At 61.2% G+C, this 16,166-nt stretch carries 15 protein-coding genes, 4 tRNA genes and 1 pseudogene; 5 read left to right on the top strand and 15 right to left on the bottom strand.

Translation table 11 applies throughout. From position 1 onward, the window contains the following. Positions 1 to 6: 6 nt before the first annotated feature. From J3P79_RS08110 to J3P79_RS08085, 6 genes are all read right to left on the bottom strand, one after another. A complete protein-coding gene (locus J3P79_RS08110) occupies positions 7 to 1,344 on the bottom strand; it encodes a TadE/TadG family type IV pilus assembly protein (protein WP_434609544.1) in 1,338 nt (445 codons plus the stop codon). A gap of 69 nt (positions 1,345 to 1,413) precedes the next feature. Then, entirely contained in the window at positions 1,414 to 2,229 is an 816-nt protein-coding gene (gene cpaB, locus J3P79_RS08105; RefSeq protein ID WP_434609542.1) for a Flp pilus assembly protein CpaB, read from the bottom strand. Positions 2,230 to 2,244: 15 nt separating this feature from the next. After that, a complete protein-coding gene (locus tag J3P79_RS08100; protein ID WP_434609541.1) occupies positions 2,245 to 3,573 on the bottom strand; it encodes an AAA family ATPase in 1,329 nt (442 codons plus the stop codon). A gap of 2 nt (positions 3,574 to 3,575) precedes the next feature. Continuing rightward, positions 3,576 to 4,106 (bottom strand): A24 family peptidase, encoded by a 531-nt coding sequence (locus J3P79_RS08095; RefSeq protein ID WP_434609538.1) that lies wholly within the window; start codon positions 4,104 to 4,106, stop codon positions 3,576 to 3,578. Between the two features lie 26 nt (positions 4,107 to 4,132). Continuing rightward, positions 4,133 to 4,324: a Flp family type IVb pilin gene (locus J3P79_RS08090; protein WP_039594028.1), complete on the bottom strand. Its 192-nt coding sequence runs from the start codon at positions 4,322 to 4,324 to the stop codon at positions 4,133 to 4,135. Between the two features lie 134 nt (positions 4,325 to 4,458). Beyond that, positions 4,459 to 4,650, bottom strand: coding sequence for a Flp family type IVb pilin (locus tag J3P79_RS08085; RefSeq protein ID WP_434609535.1), 192 nt, complete (start codon positions 4,648 to 4,650; stop codon positions 4,459 to 4,461). 299 nt (positions 4,651 to 4,949) lie between these two features. Here J3P79_RS08085 and J3P79_RS08080 point away from each other — a divergent pair, with 299 nt between their 5' ends. Next, positions 4,950 to 5,810, top strand: a complete 861-nt coding sequence (locus tag J3P79_RS08080; protein ID WP_434609533.1) for a helix-turn-helix domain-containing protein — start codon at positions 4,950 to 4,952, stop codon at positions 5,808 to 5,810. Between the two features lie 56 nt (positions 5,811 to 5,866). On the opposite strand, the gene J3P79_RS08075 is transcribed toward J3P79_RS08080, so the two are convergent. The 4 genes from J3P79_RS08075 to J3P79_RS08060 all read right to left on the bottom strand — a co-directional run bounded on the left by J3P79_RS08075 (position 5,867) and on the right by J3P79_RS08060 (position 6,279). Further along, positions 5,867 to 5,942: transfer RNA gene (locus J3P79_RS08075), tRNA-Gly, on the bottom strand. Between the two features lie 3 nt (positions 5,943 to 5,945). Next, positions 5,946 to 6,021, bottom strand: a tRNA-Glu gene (locus J3P79_RS08070). Between the two features lie 104 nt (positions 6,022 to 6,125). After that, a tRNA-Gly gene (locus J3P79_RS08065) sits at positions 6,126 to 6,201 on the bottom strand. Positions 6,202 to 6,203: 2 nt separating this feature from the next. After that, positions 6,204 to 6,279: transfer RNA gene (locus J3P79_RS08060), tRNA-Glu, on the bottom strand. 371 nt (positions 6,280 to 6,650) lie between these two features. Between J3P79_RS08060 and J3P79_RS08055 the strand changes: the two genes are divergently transcribed. Continuing rightward, positions 6,651 to 7,409: a hypothetical protein gene (locus J3P79_RS08055; RefSeq protein ID WP_434609530.1), complete on the top strand. Its 759-nt coding sequence runs from the start codon at positions 6,651 to 6,653 to the stop codon at positions 7,407 to 7,409. 172 nt (positions 7,410 to 7,581) lie between these two features. On the opposite strand, the gene J3P79_RS08050 is transcribed toward J3P79_RS08055, so the two are convergent. The 4 genes and pseudogenes from J3P79_RS08050 to J3P79_RS08035 form a co-directional block, all read right to left on the bottom strand. Beyond that, the gene (locus tag J3P79_RS08050; RefSeq protein WP_434611397.1) at positions 7,582 to 8,286 is read right to left on the bottom strand and encodes a methyl-accepting chemotaxis protein; all 705 of its coding nucleotides are present in this window, start codon (positions 8,284 to 8,286) and stop codon (positions 7,582 to 7,584) included. Between the two features lie 204 nt (positions 8,287 to 8,490). Next, positions 8,491 to 8,637 (bottom strand): annotated as a pseudogene (locus J3P79_RS08045) (HAMP domain-containing protein); the annotation flags it as partial. Positions 8,638 to 9,660: 1,023 nt separating this feature from the next. Continuing rightward, entirely contained in the window at positions 9,661 to 11,055 is a 1,395-nt protein-coding gene (locus tag J3P79_RS08040) for a PLP-dependent aminotransferase family protein (RefSeq protein WP_434609527.1), read from the bottom strand. A gap of 205 nt (positions 11,056 to 11,260) precedes the next feature. Continuing rightward, on the bottom strand, positions 11,261 to 12,022 hold the full coding sequence (locus J3P79_RS08035; protein WP_434609524.1) for an SDR family oxidoreductase: 762 nt from the start codon (positions 12,020 to 12,022) through the stop codon (positions 11,261 to 11,263). Positions 12,023 to 12,245: 223 nt separating this feature from the next. Here J3P79_RS08035 and J3P79_RS08030 point away from each other — a divergent pair, with 223 nt between their 5' ends. Then, positions 12,246 to 13,250: an NADP-dependent oxidoreductase gene (locus J3P79_RS08030; protein ID WP_434609522.1), complete on the top strand. Its 1,005-nt coding sequence runs from the start codon at positions 12,246 to 12,248 to the stop codon at positions 13,248 to 13,250. A gap of 151 nt (positions 13,251 to 13,401) precedes the next feature. Here J3P79_RS08030 and pyrF read toward each other — a convergent pair whose 3' ends face one another. Continuing rightward, complete coding sequence (gene pyrF / locus J3P79_RS08025) at positions 13,402 to 14,100, bottom strand: orotidine-5'-phosphate decarboxylase (RefSeq protein ID WP_162488982.1); 699 nt, start codon at positions 14,098 to 14,100, stop codon at positions 13,402 to 13,404. A 263-nt stretch (positions 14,101 to 14,363) separates the two neighbouring features. On the opposite strand from pyrF, the gene J3P79_RS08020 reads away from it, so the two are divergent. Beyond that, a complete protein-coding gene (locus tag J3P79_RS08020; protein ID WP_434609520.1) occupies positions 14,364 to 15,122 on the top strand; it encodes a response regulator in 759 nt (252 codons plus the stop codon). Then, complete coding sequence (locus tag J3P79_RS08015) at positions 15,122 to 16,165, top strand: HAMP domain-containing sensor histidine kinase (protein ID WP_434609518.1); 1,044 nt, start codon at positions 15,122 to 15,124, stop codon at positions 16,163 to 16,165. Before J3P79_RS08020 ends, J3P79_RS08015 begins: the two co-directional genes overlap by 1 nt. The last annotated feature ends 1 nt before the right edge of the window (position 16,166 follow it).

Raw genomic sequence — 16,166 nt, 5'->3', positions numbered from 1 at the left:
CGCCTCCTACGAGTCGGTGCTCGGCGTGCCGCTGCCGTTGATATAGGTTTTGTAGAGCTGGATGATCTGCGGGCCGGCGTCGCTGCTCGGGGTCGGCCCCGGGACGTTGTCGCCTTCGCATTCGTAGGCGAACTGGCCGAATATCTGCGCCTGGGTGCCGCCGCCATTCATCGGTTGCAAAACGAAGTAGCAGCCGAACCCCAGCACCGGAATGGACGTCGAGCCGCCCTGTTTGCCGGTGCAATTGCCCACCACGATTTTCAACATCCGGCGCTCGAAGACGCCGTTGCTCTCGCAGCCGCTGCCGCTGCCAGCCACGCAGGCAGAGACTTGGGTCCGCCAGTCGTTGTAGTCGGGAATCGCCTCGCCGCCGGCAGACAAATCCCCGCCGCTCGACGTGACCACCTGGCCCTTGTACTGCGCCTGGGCGAGCGTGTCGTTGTAGGTCATCGCTGGCGAACTGGAGGTGGTGACCAAATCCGGGGGATAGTCGGAGGCACTGACCGGGCCGTTATAGATGCCAAAGCGCGTGTTCAAGCCTTGGGACGCCGGGCCGACGGTATTGCCCGGCGACGTCTGGACGGTGTCACCCACGGCGCGGCAGACCGAGCCACCGCCTGCCAGGTCCTGACGGACGGTGCTGCCACCGGAGCCGAAATCAAGCAATTGGAAATTGCCCGGCCCGATGGGTGAGGTGTTGCCCGCCGCCGTCTTCAGCACCACCAGGTCACCAAAGTGATAGCTCCAGAAGTTACCGGCGTCTGGGTCGTACTGGCTGGCGTCGCCACAGACCATCAACGGCGCGAGGTCGCAAGGCGCAGTGGGACTGGGCCCTGCGGTGGCAATCGCCGCCACGGCCTTGCCGCCCAGGCTGCCGTCGCCCATGGACTGGACAAAGCTCCAGAAGAAACCGTTGAGTTGATAGCTGGGAACGGAGACCCGCACATACTTGGCGTCCGACGGGCCTGGGTAAGAGAACGGGCCGTAGACGCTGCTGGACAACTCCACCGCCGCAAAGGCACCGGGGTTGCCACCGACGGCGGTGGCCAGTTCGGCGTTACCCACGGCGTTGGCGTTTTTGCTCAAGGTGTCCAAGGCCGCCGCCCGAGTCGTGCTGGCCATGTTCATGCCGCCAGATACCTGGCTCAGGGTCTTGGCGCCACCGAGGGCCGCGGCATCCACGGCGTTTTGCAGCCGCGTCTTGTTCAGCAGCATGTGCCCGCCGTCCAGCGCGAGGGCCGCCATCATGCCGATCGCCGCCAATGCGATCACCATCAAAACACTTACCGCCCCTCCCTGGCGTCGAGGCAGCGTCAACGGCTGCCGGATACTGGCGTTCATCATCGAGCCCTCATTTACAACGTTGAGGATCGGTATCGCCCTGCCCTGGGGGGCCTGGCACGGGTCGGTCATTCAGCGGACATTGATCACACTGCTTTCAACGCCACGGATCAGCGTGATCGCCCCGCCCTGCGGCTTGGCACTGCGCTGCACCGCTGGCCTTGGCACCGGCGCGGCAGCCATCGCCATTACCGGCGCAGGGGCTGGCGGCGCGACGGCCACGGCTTTTTTCTCCAGGTTCAGGGGATTGCGCAAGGCCAGTTGCAGCTTGCCTTCGGTCTGCGCGGTGACCAGCAGTTCCGCCTCGCTGGCGGACATCTCCAAGGTCACGGCCCGCACCACCACCGGTTGCGTCTTGTCCGTACCAGCGGTCTGGTCCACTGCCAGCACCCGCAAATTCTCCAGGAGGGTCCGCGACGTCGCGCTGTTGCTGCCGGCGCTGGTGGTCTTGGTCGCCAGCACATCGACCCGGTTGCCGGGCAACAGGAACCCGCCGACACCGACCACATCATCCACGCGCACCGATATCGCCCGTTTGTCCGGCGCGATCAGCGAGGCCAGGGTGCTGCCGCCCAGGTGTTCACTCAAACGGGCACCACGCACGATGTCGCCGCGCAGGATGTCGAAGGTGGCGATCTTGCCTACGGCCTTGTCGCTGCTGTCGAAAGCATCGTCCGGAATGGTGTCCATCGGCATGCGCACGGTCGTGACCTGCTGGGCCTCGACCATTTGCCCGAAGGGAATTTCCACCGTCGCGACCACCACGCTTCGCAGGTGATCGTCGGGGGACGCGTTGAGTCGCGCGCTCAGCCAGGAGTCAGCCATCCATGCGGCACCAAGGCCCATTACCAGGGAAACGCCTATCAGCGGAAGCGTACGAGAGCTCATGTCGGTATCTCCAGATCAAAGGAAGTCGAGCTGAACGAAGTAGTTGTGCCAGGCCCATTCCAGCTCTTGCGGCAACAGGGGCCCGGAACCGCCGAGGTAACGCTGGCGGTCGAGCGCCATGTTCAACAGGTCACGGGGATGGCAAGGCACCAGCGGCATGCCTTCGCTCCCATACAGCCGTTGCAGGACATAGCGCACCAGCAGCGGGTCGTGGGCGATGCCCAGGCGCTCGCATTCCTGGCGCCAGATGCGCTCGTATTCGTCCGGCTTGAGATAGCCGAACTGCACCTTGTAGCCGATGCGCCGCAGGAAGGCTTCGTCCGCCAGCTCCAAGGGGTTGAGGTTGGTGGAAAACACCAGCACCAGGTCGAAGGGCAGCTCGCAGTGACGGCCGCCGCCCAGGTTGATGAAGTCGCGTTTTTCTTCCATCGGCACAATCCAGCGGTTCAGCAGCTCGGCCGGGGCCATGCGCTGGCGGCCCATGTCGTCGATGATGAACAGTCCGTTGCTGGCCTTCAGTTGCAGGGCAGCCTGGTATTGCCGGGTGAACGGGTCGTAGCGCACGTCCAGCTGTTCCATGTTCAACTCGCCGCCGGTGATGACGATCGGACGCTTGCAGCACAACAGCCGACGATCGATGCCTTCGTTGAGCATCAGGTTGTTCGTCTGGCTGTTGTCGTCCAGGCGCTGGTGCACCTGCGGGTCGTAGATCTCGATCACCGACTCGTTGATGACGATGGCGTGGGGCACCCAGATGGCCTCGGCGAACAACCGGATCAAACGGCTGCTCACATAGGTTTTGCCGGTGCCGGCCGGGCCGTAGATCATGATCGCCCGCCCGGAATTCAGCGCCACGCCCAGTTGATCGAGCATGCCTTGGCTGAGCACCATGCCGGCCAGGGCCTGGTTCATGTCCTTGGCAGTGATGCGACCGTGGTGAATGGTCTGGATCTTGATCAGCGAGCGATAGGTGCTGACCGGGAACGGCGCCGCGCCGATGTAGCCGCTGCGGGCCAGGGCATCGCGGGCGGAACTGCGGCCGCGTTCGGTCAGGCCATAACGCAGCGTTTGCCCGCCAGTCTGGCCCAACTGGCCGAGCACTTCGACGCGACCGTCCTTGCGCAGGAACGCCAGGACTTCCTCCAGCACCGCGCCGGTCAGGGCCAGGCGCTCCACCAGCCGCGTCATGTCGAGCACACCGGCGTCATGCAGGTGTTTGCACACCAGTTCGCCAAGGAAGCTGTCGGTCAGGCCGGTGTCGCGGATCGAACTGGGCTGCGGCGCCAGGCGCTGCACCGCTTCGCGCTCACTGGGGTAGGCATCGCTATCGTTGATGACGTGCATGACTAGACTCCCCAGCCGCCGGCAACCAGTTGCCAGTAAACGCTGTTCAAAGTGCCGATCAGGATTGCAATCGAGTAGGGAAACGGTTTGCCGGCCGCCTCGTCCGCCGTTGGCGCGAGATAGGCCTGGGCGCGGACGCTCAACCAGTAGCGCTCAAGGGTCTGCAACAGTTGGCCGCGGGCCAGGACAATCAGGAAACCGCACACACCGCCGGCGATCAGGCTGAACAGCGCCGCCCACAGTGCGTAATGAAAAGGTAGGAAACTGCCCACCATGGTCATCAACTTGACATCGCCAGCGGCCATGCCGCCTACGGCATACATGGGCAAGAACAACGCGAAACAGATCAAGATGCCCAACAGGCTGTCGCCCAGCCCGCCGATCCCGCCGGTAAACACCTGGCTGGCCAATCCCAGGGCAAGGCCCAGCAGGACCAGCTTGTTGGGGATGCGGTGGCGAAGCAGATCGCTCACCACCGCCACGCCCAGCAGTCCTAGCAGCAGTACCGTCGTTACCAGCAATTCCATGGACATGATGCGTCTCCATAGGGCGGTTGGAGTTAGCAGGCAGCGCCTTTGACTGCGGCACAAAGCGCGGTGATTCGATCGTTCACGGCACCACCCAACAGGACGAACATGGCGGCAACGGCCACCGTGATCAGCCCACCGGCAACGGCATATTCCACAATGGTCAGGCCATCTTCATCATCGATAAACTTAACTATCGAAGTTTTGATCTGTTGAACTTTCATGTTGTTTACCTCACTTGAACGGTTACGAAAATCGGTCGATAAAGAACAACTCGAAGTTCATCAAGCCGACACTTCGAACCTTTATCAGACACATTTCGATGGGCTTCGCCCCATTGCGATGCGGGGGCTGGCTTTCAGCAGGCAGCGCCCTTGACCGCGGCGCAGAGCGCGGTAATACGGGTGTTCACGGCGCCGCCCAGCAAAACGAACATCGCGGCCACGGCCACCGTGATCAACCCACCGGCAACGGCGTATTCCACAATGGTCAGGCCATCTTCATCTTTGGCGAACTTCATTACCGAAGCCTTGATAATTTGAAGAGTCATTTAGCACACCTCATCGGGGTTGTTTTCAAAGAGGCAGAACATTACGAACTGCCTGATGCAACCCTAGTCAGCAGGCCGGTATTGTCGTTAGGAGGATTTTGCACATCGCTAGGATTTTTTTGCGCTGGACGTGAAATTGTCCGGCGGGCGATCGCCGCTGTTTTCGCGACGTGAGCAATGGCGCCCGAGTAACGCGGCACCAAAGGATGAGGGGCTTATGAAAATTAATTCGGCAAACTGATAGCACATTGGCAATACTGCTAGCTAACGGGCAGGAAGAACCACCGAGTAGTCGTCCTATGGCGCCAAATCTGACTGGAAAGCCAAAGCTGTTGTGGTTCGATCTGACTCACGACCGTTCCACAAAGGAACTCGTCAGCCAGTTCGAGCAAGCGTGCGACTGCGCCTTGGCAAAAAACGCGCTGCTGCCAACCGGTGTGCAGGCCGACATGATCTGCATCCACTTCGATCGCCCGGACACCCAGGGCTTGAGGCGGTTGCTGGAGATCAAGCGCACGGTCCCGGCCATCCCAATCACCATGTTCACGGTGCAACACTCCGAGGAACTGGCCGTCTGGGCCATGCGTTCGAGCGTCTGGGAATACATGGTACTTCCACTGACAAACGCCGAGCGCAAGCGTTACCTGACCGCCGTTACGCAACTGTGCGAGCTGCGCCGCCAATCCGGCGGCCGAGGCTCGACCTCGCAGATCGACCACTCCCCGACGTTGCCGGACAGCATTCGCCTGACCTCCGGGCACCAGAAACACCAAGCCCTCAGTCACATCATGCTGTACATCGACCAACATTTTCGCGACAGCATCGACCAGCGCGACCTCGCCAAGCGCTGCGGCATGACCACGTTTCGCTTCAGCCGCGTGTTCAAGGAGGCCAACGGCCTGGGCTTCACCGACTACGTGCTGAACAAGCGCATGAGCTTTGCCAAGGAACTGCTCGACAACAGCCAGATGCCCATCACCAGCATCGGCTACGAGGCCGGCTTCAAGGATCCGTCGTATTTCGCCCGCGCCTTCAAGCAGTACGCCAATTGCACCCCCAGTGAATACCGTCTCGCGTACCAGATGCGCTGCTCAAGCGCTGCACCGCCGCCTCCCGACGAAGAGGCGCTGGAAAACCTGGTGCACAGTCTGGAGGGATAGGAGCTTTTTACGCGCATAAAAAAACGCCGCTCAAATGAGCGGCGTTTTTTTGAATTTGGAGCGGGAAACGAGACTCGAACTCGCGACCCCGACCTTGGCAAGGTCGTGCTCTACCAACTGAGCTATTCCCGCAAATGGCGTCCCCTAGGGGACTCGAACCCCTGTTACCGCCGTGAAAGGGCGGTGTCCTAGGCCACTAGACGAAGGGGACACACTAACTGAAATACATGGTGTGTATTTCAGTGCCCAAATCCGCATCCGAAGATGTCGGCTCTGGCTTCACTCAGCCTCGCCCGAAAGCAACGCTGTTTAAATTGGAGCGGGAAACGAGACTCGAACTCGCGACCCCGACCTTGGCAAGGTCGTGCTCTACCAACTGAGCTATTCCCGCATTGGCGTCCCCTAGGGGACTCGAACCCCTGTTACCGCCGTGAAAGGGCGGTGTCCTAGGCCACTAGACGAAGGGGACACACGTACAACATTCACTGCTTATCGCGTTTGGCTGAGTGCTTTACGCTGTAAGTGGCGCGCATTCTATGGATGGATTGGAGGGTCGTCAACCCCCGAATATAAATTTATTTAAATCAATGACTTCGCCCGCTTTGGGGCGGCTTCGCAGATTTTCTTCGTCCGGTCTCTGGCGCCTATATTCTGTCGCCCGTCCAGGCGTTATAGTCGCGCCAGGCAAATAGTGGCAATGTGCATCTACCCTGCTACAAGCGTCATAAACAGCACGACGCCCGTCTAATCGCGTCGTTCGGGCCTATGCGCTTAAAAGCCAAGCCACTACACTCATGACATGCGTACCCTATTAAAGAGGTCTTACCGGTGACACCACTCATGATCACCCTGCTCGTCGTAGCCGGGATCGCACTGTTGATCGCCATTGGCTACATGAACCATGTGGTGGAAAACAACAAGCTGGAAAAGGTCCGTACCAAGGTTGAGCTAAACGATCGCTTGCGTCGTTGTGGCGAGCTCACCGAAACGTTCCCCGGCCAGTTGATGAATCCGGCCCTGAAGCTCTTGATCACGCGTCTTGAGCTGAATGTCTGCCAGCGCCTGCTCAATCTCGACAAGTCCAACACTCAGGTCAAGGCTCGACTGGACGAACTGACGGCGTTGGCCGCCCAGGGTGAGTCGATTCCGGTGAACAACCCGCCGGCGCCGATCCAGACCGAAGCGAAGGCCAAGGATGTGCGGTTCCTGCTCGAGGCCCTGCACGGCCAGATCACTCGTGCCGCCCAGGACGGGTTCCTCCCGCCCAACGAGGCCAAGCGCTGGGTCCGTGAGGTGCGGCACATCCTGGTGCTGCTGCACATCGAGTTCTTCAACAACCTCGGCCAGCAGGCCTTGCAGCAGGAGCAGCCGGGGCAGGCTCGCCTGGCGTTCGAGCGCGGTGTCCAGTATTTGCGCAAGCAGCAGGAACCGCAGGTCTATGCCGAACAGTTGGCTTATCTGGAGAAGCTCCTGGCTCGGGCCAACGCCCAGGTCCTGGCCAGCACTCAGCCTGTGGAGGGTGAGGTGAACCAGTTGACCGAAGGGTTGAAGGAAGACGAGGCCAACGATGAGTGGAAGAAGAAGAAGGTTTACGACTGATCGTTGGGCCCCGCCACCCATGCCGGGTTACCCACGCCTTGATAGCTGATCCGGGTGCCACGCCGTTTTACTCCTGTGGGAGCGAGTCTGCCTGCGAAGGCGGTGTGACAGTCGGTAAAAGATGCTGAGTGGAGTGGGCTGCTCGCAATAGCGATGGCAGCCCACCGCCAATTCACAATTTGAAATGCCCCACCATTGCTTTCAACTCAACCCCAAGCTGCGCCAGCTCGATACTTGAAGCGGCGTTGCCTTGCATCGCAATGGACGATTGATCGGCGCTCGCCCGGATGCTGGTGACGCTGCGGTTGATTTCTTCGGCCACGGAGCTCTGTTGCTCGGCGGCCGCGGCGATCTGTTGGTTCATTTGCTGGATCAATGACACTGCCGCCGCGATGCTGCCCAGAGCGCTTTCAGTCTGCAATGCGTCGCTGACCGCCATTTTCACCAGTTCGCCACTGCTCTGGATTTGCTGCACGGAGGCCTGTGCAGCTGAACGCAGCGCACCGACCAGGCGCTCGATTTCCTCGGTGGACTGTTGCGTACGCCTGGCCAGGGCCCGCACCTCGTCGGCCACGACCGCGAACCCCCTGCCCTGCTCACCGGCCCGGGCCGCTTCGATGGCGGCGTTGAGGGCCAGCAGGTTGGTTTGCTCGGCAACGCTCTTGATCACGCTCAGCACGGTGCCGATGTTTTGTATCTCGGCGCTCAGGCTTTCGATGCTGGTGCTGGTCATCGTCGCCGAGTCAGCCAATTGCTCGATACGCACCATGCTCTGGCGCACCACCTGCTGGCCGCTTTCAACCTTGTCATCCGCCGTCTGCGCCGCTTGCGCCGCCTCCTCCGCGTTGCGGGCTACATCGTGCACGGTGGCGGTCATCTGGTTCATCGCCGTAGCGACCTGCTCGGTTTCCTCTTTCTGGCTGCTGACTTCCAGGTTGGTCTGTTCAGTGACGGATGACAGTGACTGGGCAGAGCTGGCCAACTGTTCGATTCCGGACTGCAGGCCACTGACGATACCGCTCAACCCGGCCCCCATCTGCTGCATTGCCAACATCAACTGGCCAATTTCGTCCCGGCGCGTCACCTCGACCTTGGCGCTCAGGTCACCAGCGGCTATCTGCTGGGCGACACGAATCACGCTGCGTAGCGGGGTGACAATCAACCGGGTGATCACCCAGGCCGCAACCAACCCCACCAGCAGGGCCAAGGCCGACGAGCCGATGATCATCAGCGAGTTTTTCTTCAGTTCCGCGTGCATGGCGCTGTCTTCGGCGCTGAACGCCTGGTCGACCCGCGCCACCACCTGATCGGCGCGTTCGTGCAATTGCTGGTAGACGATCTTTTCCTTGGCCAGCAGGCCGGTGTATTCCGCCAGTTGCTGGTTGAACCCGGCGATGTGCCCGGCGACTTCGTTGAGCACCGTCTGATAGCCAGGATCCTTGACCGCCCCCTTGAGTTCTTCAGCCAGCTTCATGGCCTGCTCGGCCTGTTCGATATTGCCTTGCCCAGCGGCTTCATCACTGCCTTTGCGGCTTTGGTCCAGCCGAACACGCGCCTCGTTCATCGACTGCAACATGAGTCGCGACACTTCGCTGACCTGGTTGGCCTGCTCGATGAATTCCGCACCCTCCTTGCCCCCGGAGTCCTTCAGGGTATAGGCGCCGTCATCGGCCAGCCCCGCCTGCAAGACATCCAGGTTATTGGCGACGCTGGAAACCGACCAACTGGCCATCTCCAATGCGAGGTCCTTGCTTTGACTCAGCCCGACGAACTCGTCGAACGCCTTGCGATAAGCCGCCAAAGCCTGCTGGACATCATCCATCACCGGTACATTGCTGGCAGACCGCGCCTTGAGTTCATTCGCCAGGGCTACCAATCCATCGACGCCCTGGCGCAGGGCATCGGCGGTCTTGGGGTCGGAGCGCAAGGCAAAGTCCTGCTCCAGCAGCCGGACCTTGAGCAACTCGCTGTTGAGGGACGACATCTGCTTCAAGCCCGCGAACCGATGGCTGATGGTTTGCAGGGACCAGACGCCAATGGCCGCCACAACTGCGGTGAGCATCAGCACCAGGACAAACCCGATACCCAATTTCTTTGCCATACCCAGGTTGGCAAAACGTCCTTGCACGGCCGAAATCATTGCGCCCAATCCTCTGCCGATGTGTGTTGATTTGCAGATTCGCAACGAGACACCCCGCAACACAAGATGCTGGCGTCGGAATAATGGCAAAAAGCTACAGGCGCGTCGTTTTCAGGACACTTGAGGTCGATCCAGGGCCGTGGCTCGGAAAAATGCCAACGCCCTGGGATCCCGCGCATAGGCGACGTTGACCCGCAGCCAATCCGTCTCGGCCCCCGAAGGGCTGAACGCCGTGCGAGAGGACAACTGAATGCCGCACCGCCCGGCCAGACGCTGCACCTGAGCATAGTCACACGACGGCGGACGCGCCCAGATGAAAAGGCCACCCGCCGGTTTGCCAAACACTTTCCAATCGGCATCTTCCAGCAGTTGCAACGCCACCGCCATGTCGGCATTGAGCCGCTGGCGCTGGCGCTGGACCAGCTTGCGATAGGCGCCGTTGACCAGGAGGGTAGCCAGCACCGACTCGGCGAATCGCGACGCCCCCATACAGGTGATCTCCTTGATCTCGCCCAGGCGCGCAATAACGGACGGCTCGGCCACTATGAAGCCGACGCGTAGAGAGCTGCTCAAGGTCTTCGAAAAACTGCCCAGATAGATCACATCGGTATCGAGTGCCGCCAATCGGGCCCGCGTTGAGCCCTGGAAATCGGCATAGACATCGTCTTCGACGACCAACATGGCGTGCTCGCTGGCCAGTTGCAGCAGCCGCTGGGCCACGGACGGTACCAGGCTGCTGCCGGTCGGGTTGTGGCAGGCACTGTTGATGAAAATAGCGCTGGGCCTATGAGTCGCCAGCAGACGCTGGAGGGCGTCGACATCCGGGCCACGCGGTGTCCTGGGTAACTCGATCATGTCTATCTTATGCAGCCTGAGCAGGTTGAACAGGTTCGAATAGCCGGGGCTCTCCACTACCACGCAGCACCCGGGCCGCAAAAGTGTCCGCACAATCAGGTCGAGCGCGTGAGTGGCGCCCTGGGTCGTCAGGATGCGATTTTCATCGGCGTCGATATCAAGCTGCTTCAACCGCTTGGCGAGTTGCTCGCGCAGGGCTGGTAATCCCAGTGGCGTGCTGTAGTTGAACAGCCCGGCCATGTCGGTCCGCGTGACCTGACGGATCGCATAACCCAGGTCATCACTTTCGCGCCAACTCTCGGGGAGCCCACCGCAGCCCAACTTCAAAACGTGACGCGCAGGGTCCACGGGGGCCTCCTGGCCCGGCATTCCGTCTTGCGACCCGACGAGCTCCGAGCCCCCGGCGACGCAAGCGGCCCGGGCAACAAAAAAACTAGAGCCATGACGTGACGCCAACAAACCTTGGGCGACCAGCCGCTGGCAGGCCTCATGGACACTGGCCTGGCTTAATAGATTATCCCGTGCCAGCTGCCTGATCGATGGCAGGCGAGTCCCCGGTTCCACCGCGTCCTGTCGAATCCAGCCGGCCAACGCATCGACAATTTGCTGCACGACGGGCACCAGGGCCTGCCGGTCGATTCTCAACTCCATGAGTAACCTAGCTCCTAAGCGTTTGTTTTATTTGCACAAACAGTTAAGCACAGGTCGATGTGGGAGGATGTAAGAGAAAGGCGCAAAAACGCCTCATTCTCATTCTTTGAAATACATTGGCGGAGCCCTCAAGGGAACCTTCGCTCTCAAAAGAAAACCCGCAACCAGTGCGGGTTTTGTCCTGATAACGTGACGGCAACTCTGGCTAGATTGCCGTAGCCCCGCCATCCACCGCCAACGAATGCCCCGTTGTAAATGCCGCGCCATCGCTGCACAAATACAACACGGCGCTGGCGATTTCCTCGACTTTGCCGACTCGCCCCACCGGATGCATCGCGTTGGCGTATTCGCCTTTTTTCGGATCCGCCTCATAGGCCCGACGGAACATATCAGTGCCGATCACCGCCGGGCATACCGCATTCACACGGATTTTCTTCTTGGCATATTCAATCGCCGCCGACTTGGTCAAACCGATAACGGCATGTTTGGAAGCCGCGTAGATACTCATCTTCGGCGCCGCCCCGAGCCCTGCCACGGAGGCCGTGTTGACGATGGCACCGCCACCCTGGGCCAGCAGCAATGGCAGTTGGTATTTCATGCACAACCAGACACCTTTGACGTTGACGCCCATGATCGCGTCGAACTCATCCAGCGTACCGTCGGCCAGCTTGCCCTTCTCGATCTCGATGCCAGCGTTGTTGAACGCGTAATCGAGGCGACCGTACGCGGCGATGACTTCGTCCATGAGATTTCGCACATCGCTTTCCAACGTCACGTCGCAACGCACGAACACAGCCTCGCCACCCGCCTCGCGAATCAACTGCACCGTGCCCTCGCCGCCCGCAACGTCCAGGTCGGCGACGACCACTTTGAGGTGCTGTGCCGCGAACGCCTGTGCCGTGGCGCGGCCAATGCCCGCCGCGCCGCCCGTCACCACGGCAACCTGTCCGGAAAACGTCATGCTCATGATCACTGCCTCGAAGAATTACTGACGCTGCGATTTAGCCACCGACCGCAACGGCACGGCAGCACTATCCAATCGCCGGTTGGCTCTGCATGAGCGCCAGTGATAACACCACCCACGGCATCATCACTGTTTTGGATCAACCCGCATTCGCTGGATAGGCAAACCTTGCGGTGAACGCATCAAGGGTCTATCAACAAAGCTCCATTCATCTTGAGTGCCTGTCATGACCGCCCAGACCAACCGCCAATTCCTGCTCGCCAAACGCCCGGTGGGCGCCGCGACCCGCGAGACGTTCACTTATCAGCAAGTCCCGGTTGGCGAACCGGCAGCGGGCCAGATATTGGTCAAGAATGAGTATCTGTCCCTGGACCCGGCCATGCGCGGCTGGATGAACGAGGGCAAGTCCTATATCCCACCGGTGGGCATCGGCGAAGTCATGCGGGCATTGGGGGTCGGCCAGGTGGTTGCATCGAATAACCCGGGATTTGCGGTGGGCGATTACGTCAACGGCGCCCTGGGCGTGCAGGATTACTTCCTCGGCGAACCGCGAGGTTTCTATAAGGTCGATCCGAAACTGGCGCCACTGCCACGTTATTTGTCCGCGCTGGGCATGACTGGCATGACCGCTTATTTCGCCCTATTGGATGTCGGCGCGCCGAAGGCCGGTGAAACCGTTGTGCTTTCCGGCGCCGCCGGCGCGGTTGGCAGCATCGCCGGGCAGATTGCCAAGATCAAAGGCTGCCGTGTCGTCGGCATTGCCGGCGGTGCCGACAAGTGCAGGTTCCTGGTCGATGAGCTGGGCTTCGACGGTGCCATCGACTACAAGAACGAAGACGTCCACGCCGGCCTCAAGCGCGAGTGCCCCAAAGGCGTGGATGTGTATTTCGATAACGTCGGCGGCGATATTCTCGATGCCGTGCTCAGCCGCCTGAACCTCAAGGCCCGCGTGGTGATCTGCGGCGCCATCAGTCAATACAACAACAAGGAAGCAGTAAAAGGCCCGGCGAACTACCTGTCGCTGTTGGTCAACCGTGCGCGAATGGAAGGTTTCGTGGTCATGGATTATGCCTCGCAGTTCGCCGCCGCCGGGCAGGAGATGGCCGGCTGGATGGCCAAGGGGCAGCTCAAGAGCAAGGAAGACATTGTCGAAGGGCTGGAAACCTTCCCCGAGACACTGACCAAATTGTTCAGTGGGGAGAATTTCGGGAAGTTGGTGTTGAAGGTCTGACGCGAAACACGGATCCGATACTCAAGCCCTGACGTAAAACGACTGTGGGAGCGAGCTTGCTCGCGATGGCGGTTCATCAGTCACAGTTGAGTTGACTGAAATACCGCTGTCGCGAGCAAGCTCGCCCCCACAGGGGGCCCGCTGTGTTTAATCAGGCCAGTTCGGCCACGACCGCCGCCAGCGCCTTGGCCGGATCGGCGGCCTGGCTGATCGGACGACCGATCACCAGGTAATCGGAACCTGCGTCCAAGGCCTGGCGCGGGGTCAGGATGCGCCGCTGGTCATCCTGCGCGCTGCCGGCCGGGCGAATCCCCGGTGTTACCAATTGCAGCGACGGGTGGGCCGCTTTCAGGGCGCCGGCTTCCAGCGCCGAGCAGACCAGACCATCCATCCCGGCCTTTTGCGCCAGCGCCGCCAGGCGCAGCACTTGTTCCTGGGGCTCGATGTCCAGGCCGATCCCCGCCAAGTCCTCACGCTCCATGCTGGTCAGCACGGTCACGCCGATCAGCAGCGGCTTCGGGCCACTGCGCTGGTCCAGCACTTCACGACAGGCGGCCATCATGCGCAGGCCACCGGAGCAATGCACATTGACCATCCACACGCCCATCTCCGCAGCAGCCTTGACGGCCATGGCGGTAGTGTTGGGAATGTCATGGAATTTCAGGTCGAGGAAAACCTCGAATCCCTTGTCACGCAAGGTCCCTACGATTTCCGACGCGCAGCTGGTGAACAGCTCCTTGCCGACCTTGACCCGGCAAAGCTTGGGGTCCAACTGGTCGGCCAGCTTCAGGGCGGCGTCACGGGTAGGGAAATCCAGGGCGACGATGATAGGCGTCTGGCAGGCGGACATGATCGGGCTCTCAGGCAAGTCGAAATCGGCGCGCATTGTAGCGGAACCAGCGCCCTTGCGGGACCCGATGATCGGTAAATCGTCGATCCTCCTTTCCGCCATTTGTGTCAAGGCCGATACATTCATGACACGCGCGCAACACGACGGGACGCTACCCTGCGCCGCCGCAACCGCTTCACGGCTCACCGCCCGAGGCTTATGCTCAAACCACGCCCTCGCCGCCTTCTATGCGGTTGGCAGCCCAACTGGCAGATGACGCACTCATGCACAACACCCCTGTTGCAAATGCTGGCGACCAGAAAGCGTCCGACGACGATAAGCGTTGGAGCACCCGCGCGCTGATCGTCGATGACGACGTACCGCTCCGCGAACTGCTGATCGGTTACCTGGCCCGCTTCAACATCCGCGCCAGTGGCGTGACCGATGGCGTGGCCATGCGCCAGGTAATGCAGGCCGAACATTTCGATGTGGTCGTCCTGGACCTGATGTTGCCAGGAGAAGACGGCTTGCAACTGTGCCGCTGGTTGCGGGCCGAGTCGGACATTCCAATCCTGATGCTGACAGCCCGCTGCGAGCCCACCGACCGCATCATCGGCCTGGAACTGGGCGCAGATGACTACATGGCCAAACCCTTCGAGCCGAGGGAGCTGGTGGCGCGAATCCAGACCATCCTGCGCCGCGTGCGCGATGACCGCAGCGAGCAGCGGGCCAATATCCGTTTCGATAACTGGCGACTCCATAGCGTGCTGCGCCAGTTGGTCTCTGCCAATGGATTGGTGGTGCCTCTATCCAACGCCGAATTCCGTCTGCTGTGGGTGTTCATCGAACGCCCGCGCCGAGTGCTCAGTCGTGAACAACTGCTGGACGCCGCCCGCGGTCGCTCGATCGAGGCGTTTGACCGCAGTATCGACCTGCTGGTCTCGCGCTTGCGCCAGAAACTGGGTGACGACCCCAAGGCCCCACAGCTGATCAAGACCGTGCGCGGTGAAGGCTACCTGTTCGATGCGCGGGATATCGGTTGATGCGCCTGCGCGTCGATTCCTTGTTCGGCCGCCTGTTCGGCGTGCTGCTGGTGGCGATCGTGCTGGCGCACCTGTTGGCCTTTGCCTGGTTCTTTCATTACGACAAGCCGCCACCTCCCGGGCCGCCACCGGAATTCTCCCATCAAGCCGGAGGTTCCGCGCGCTCCGGCCCGCCACCGGGCCCACGCCCCTGGTTCGGCGGACCTGTGGTGCCGCTGACATTTCAGTTTGTGTGCTTGATCGTTGCGGCCTGGTACGGCGCCAAGCTCCTGACCCGGCCGATCCAACGCCTGAGCGATGCCGCCGAACGGCTGAGCGAGGACCTCGATAGCCCGCCACTCGAGGAAACGGGTCCGCGAGAGGCCCGCCAAGCTGCCCACACGTTCAACCTGATGCAACAACGGATCCGTGAACAGGTGCAGCAGCGCTCACGCATGCTTGGCGCGGTCTCCCATGACCTGCGCACCCCGCTTGCGCGGCTCAAGCTGCGCCTGGAGCAGATCAACGACAGCCGGTTGCAGGATCAGATGCGCCAAGACCTCGACGATATGATCGCCATGCTCGATGCCACGCTGACCTATCTGCATGAGCAACGCACCAGCGAGGCATTGCAATGGATGGACGTGCAGGCCCTGGTGGAGTCATTGAGCGAAAACGCCCAGGACCAAGGCGCCAATGTCCACGCCAGCGGCAGCTGCGCACCCTTGCAGGTGCAGCCAATGGCGCTGCGTTCCTGCATCAATAACCTGATCGACAATGCCCTGCGCTACGCTGGCGACGCATCGATTGTCCTCGAAGACCAGCAGCACCAATTGCTGATCCGGGTGATTGACCATGGACCCGGCATCGCTGTAGACCAGCGCGAAGCGGTGTTCGAGCCGTTCTTTCGCCTGGAGGGTTCGCGCAATCGCAACTCCGGTGGCGTCGGCCTGGGCATGACCATCGCCCGGGAGGCCGCCGAACGCCTGGGCGGACAATTGAGCCTGGAGCAAACCCCCGGAGGCGGATTGACTGCGGTGATTCGTTTGCCCCGCATGGCCTGAA

The organism is Pseudomonas sp. R1-7 (genome assembly GCF_051132105.1).
Lineage (GTDB): Bacteria > Pseudomonadota > Gammaproteobacteria > Pseudomonadales > Pseudomonadaceae > Aquipseudomonas.
Note: the sequence above shows the minus strand (reverse complement) of the source record. Positions and strands in the feature narration are given on the sequence as shown.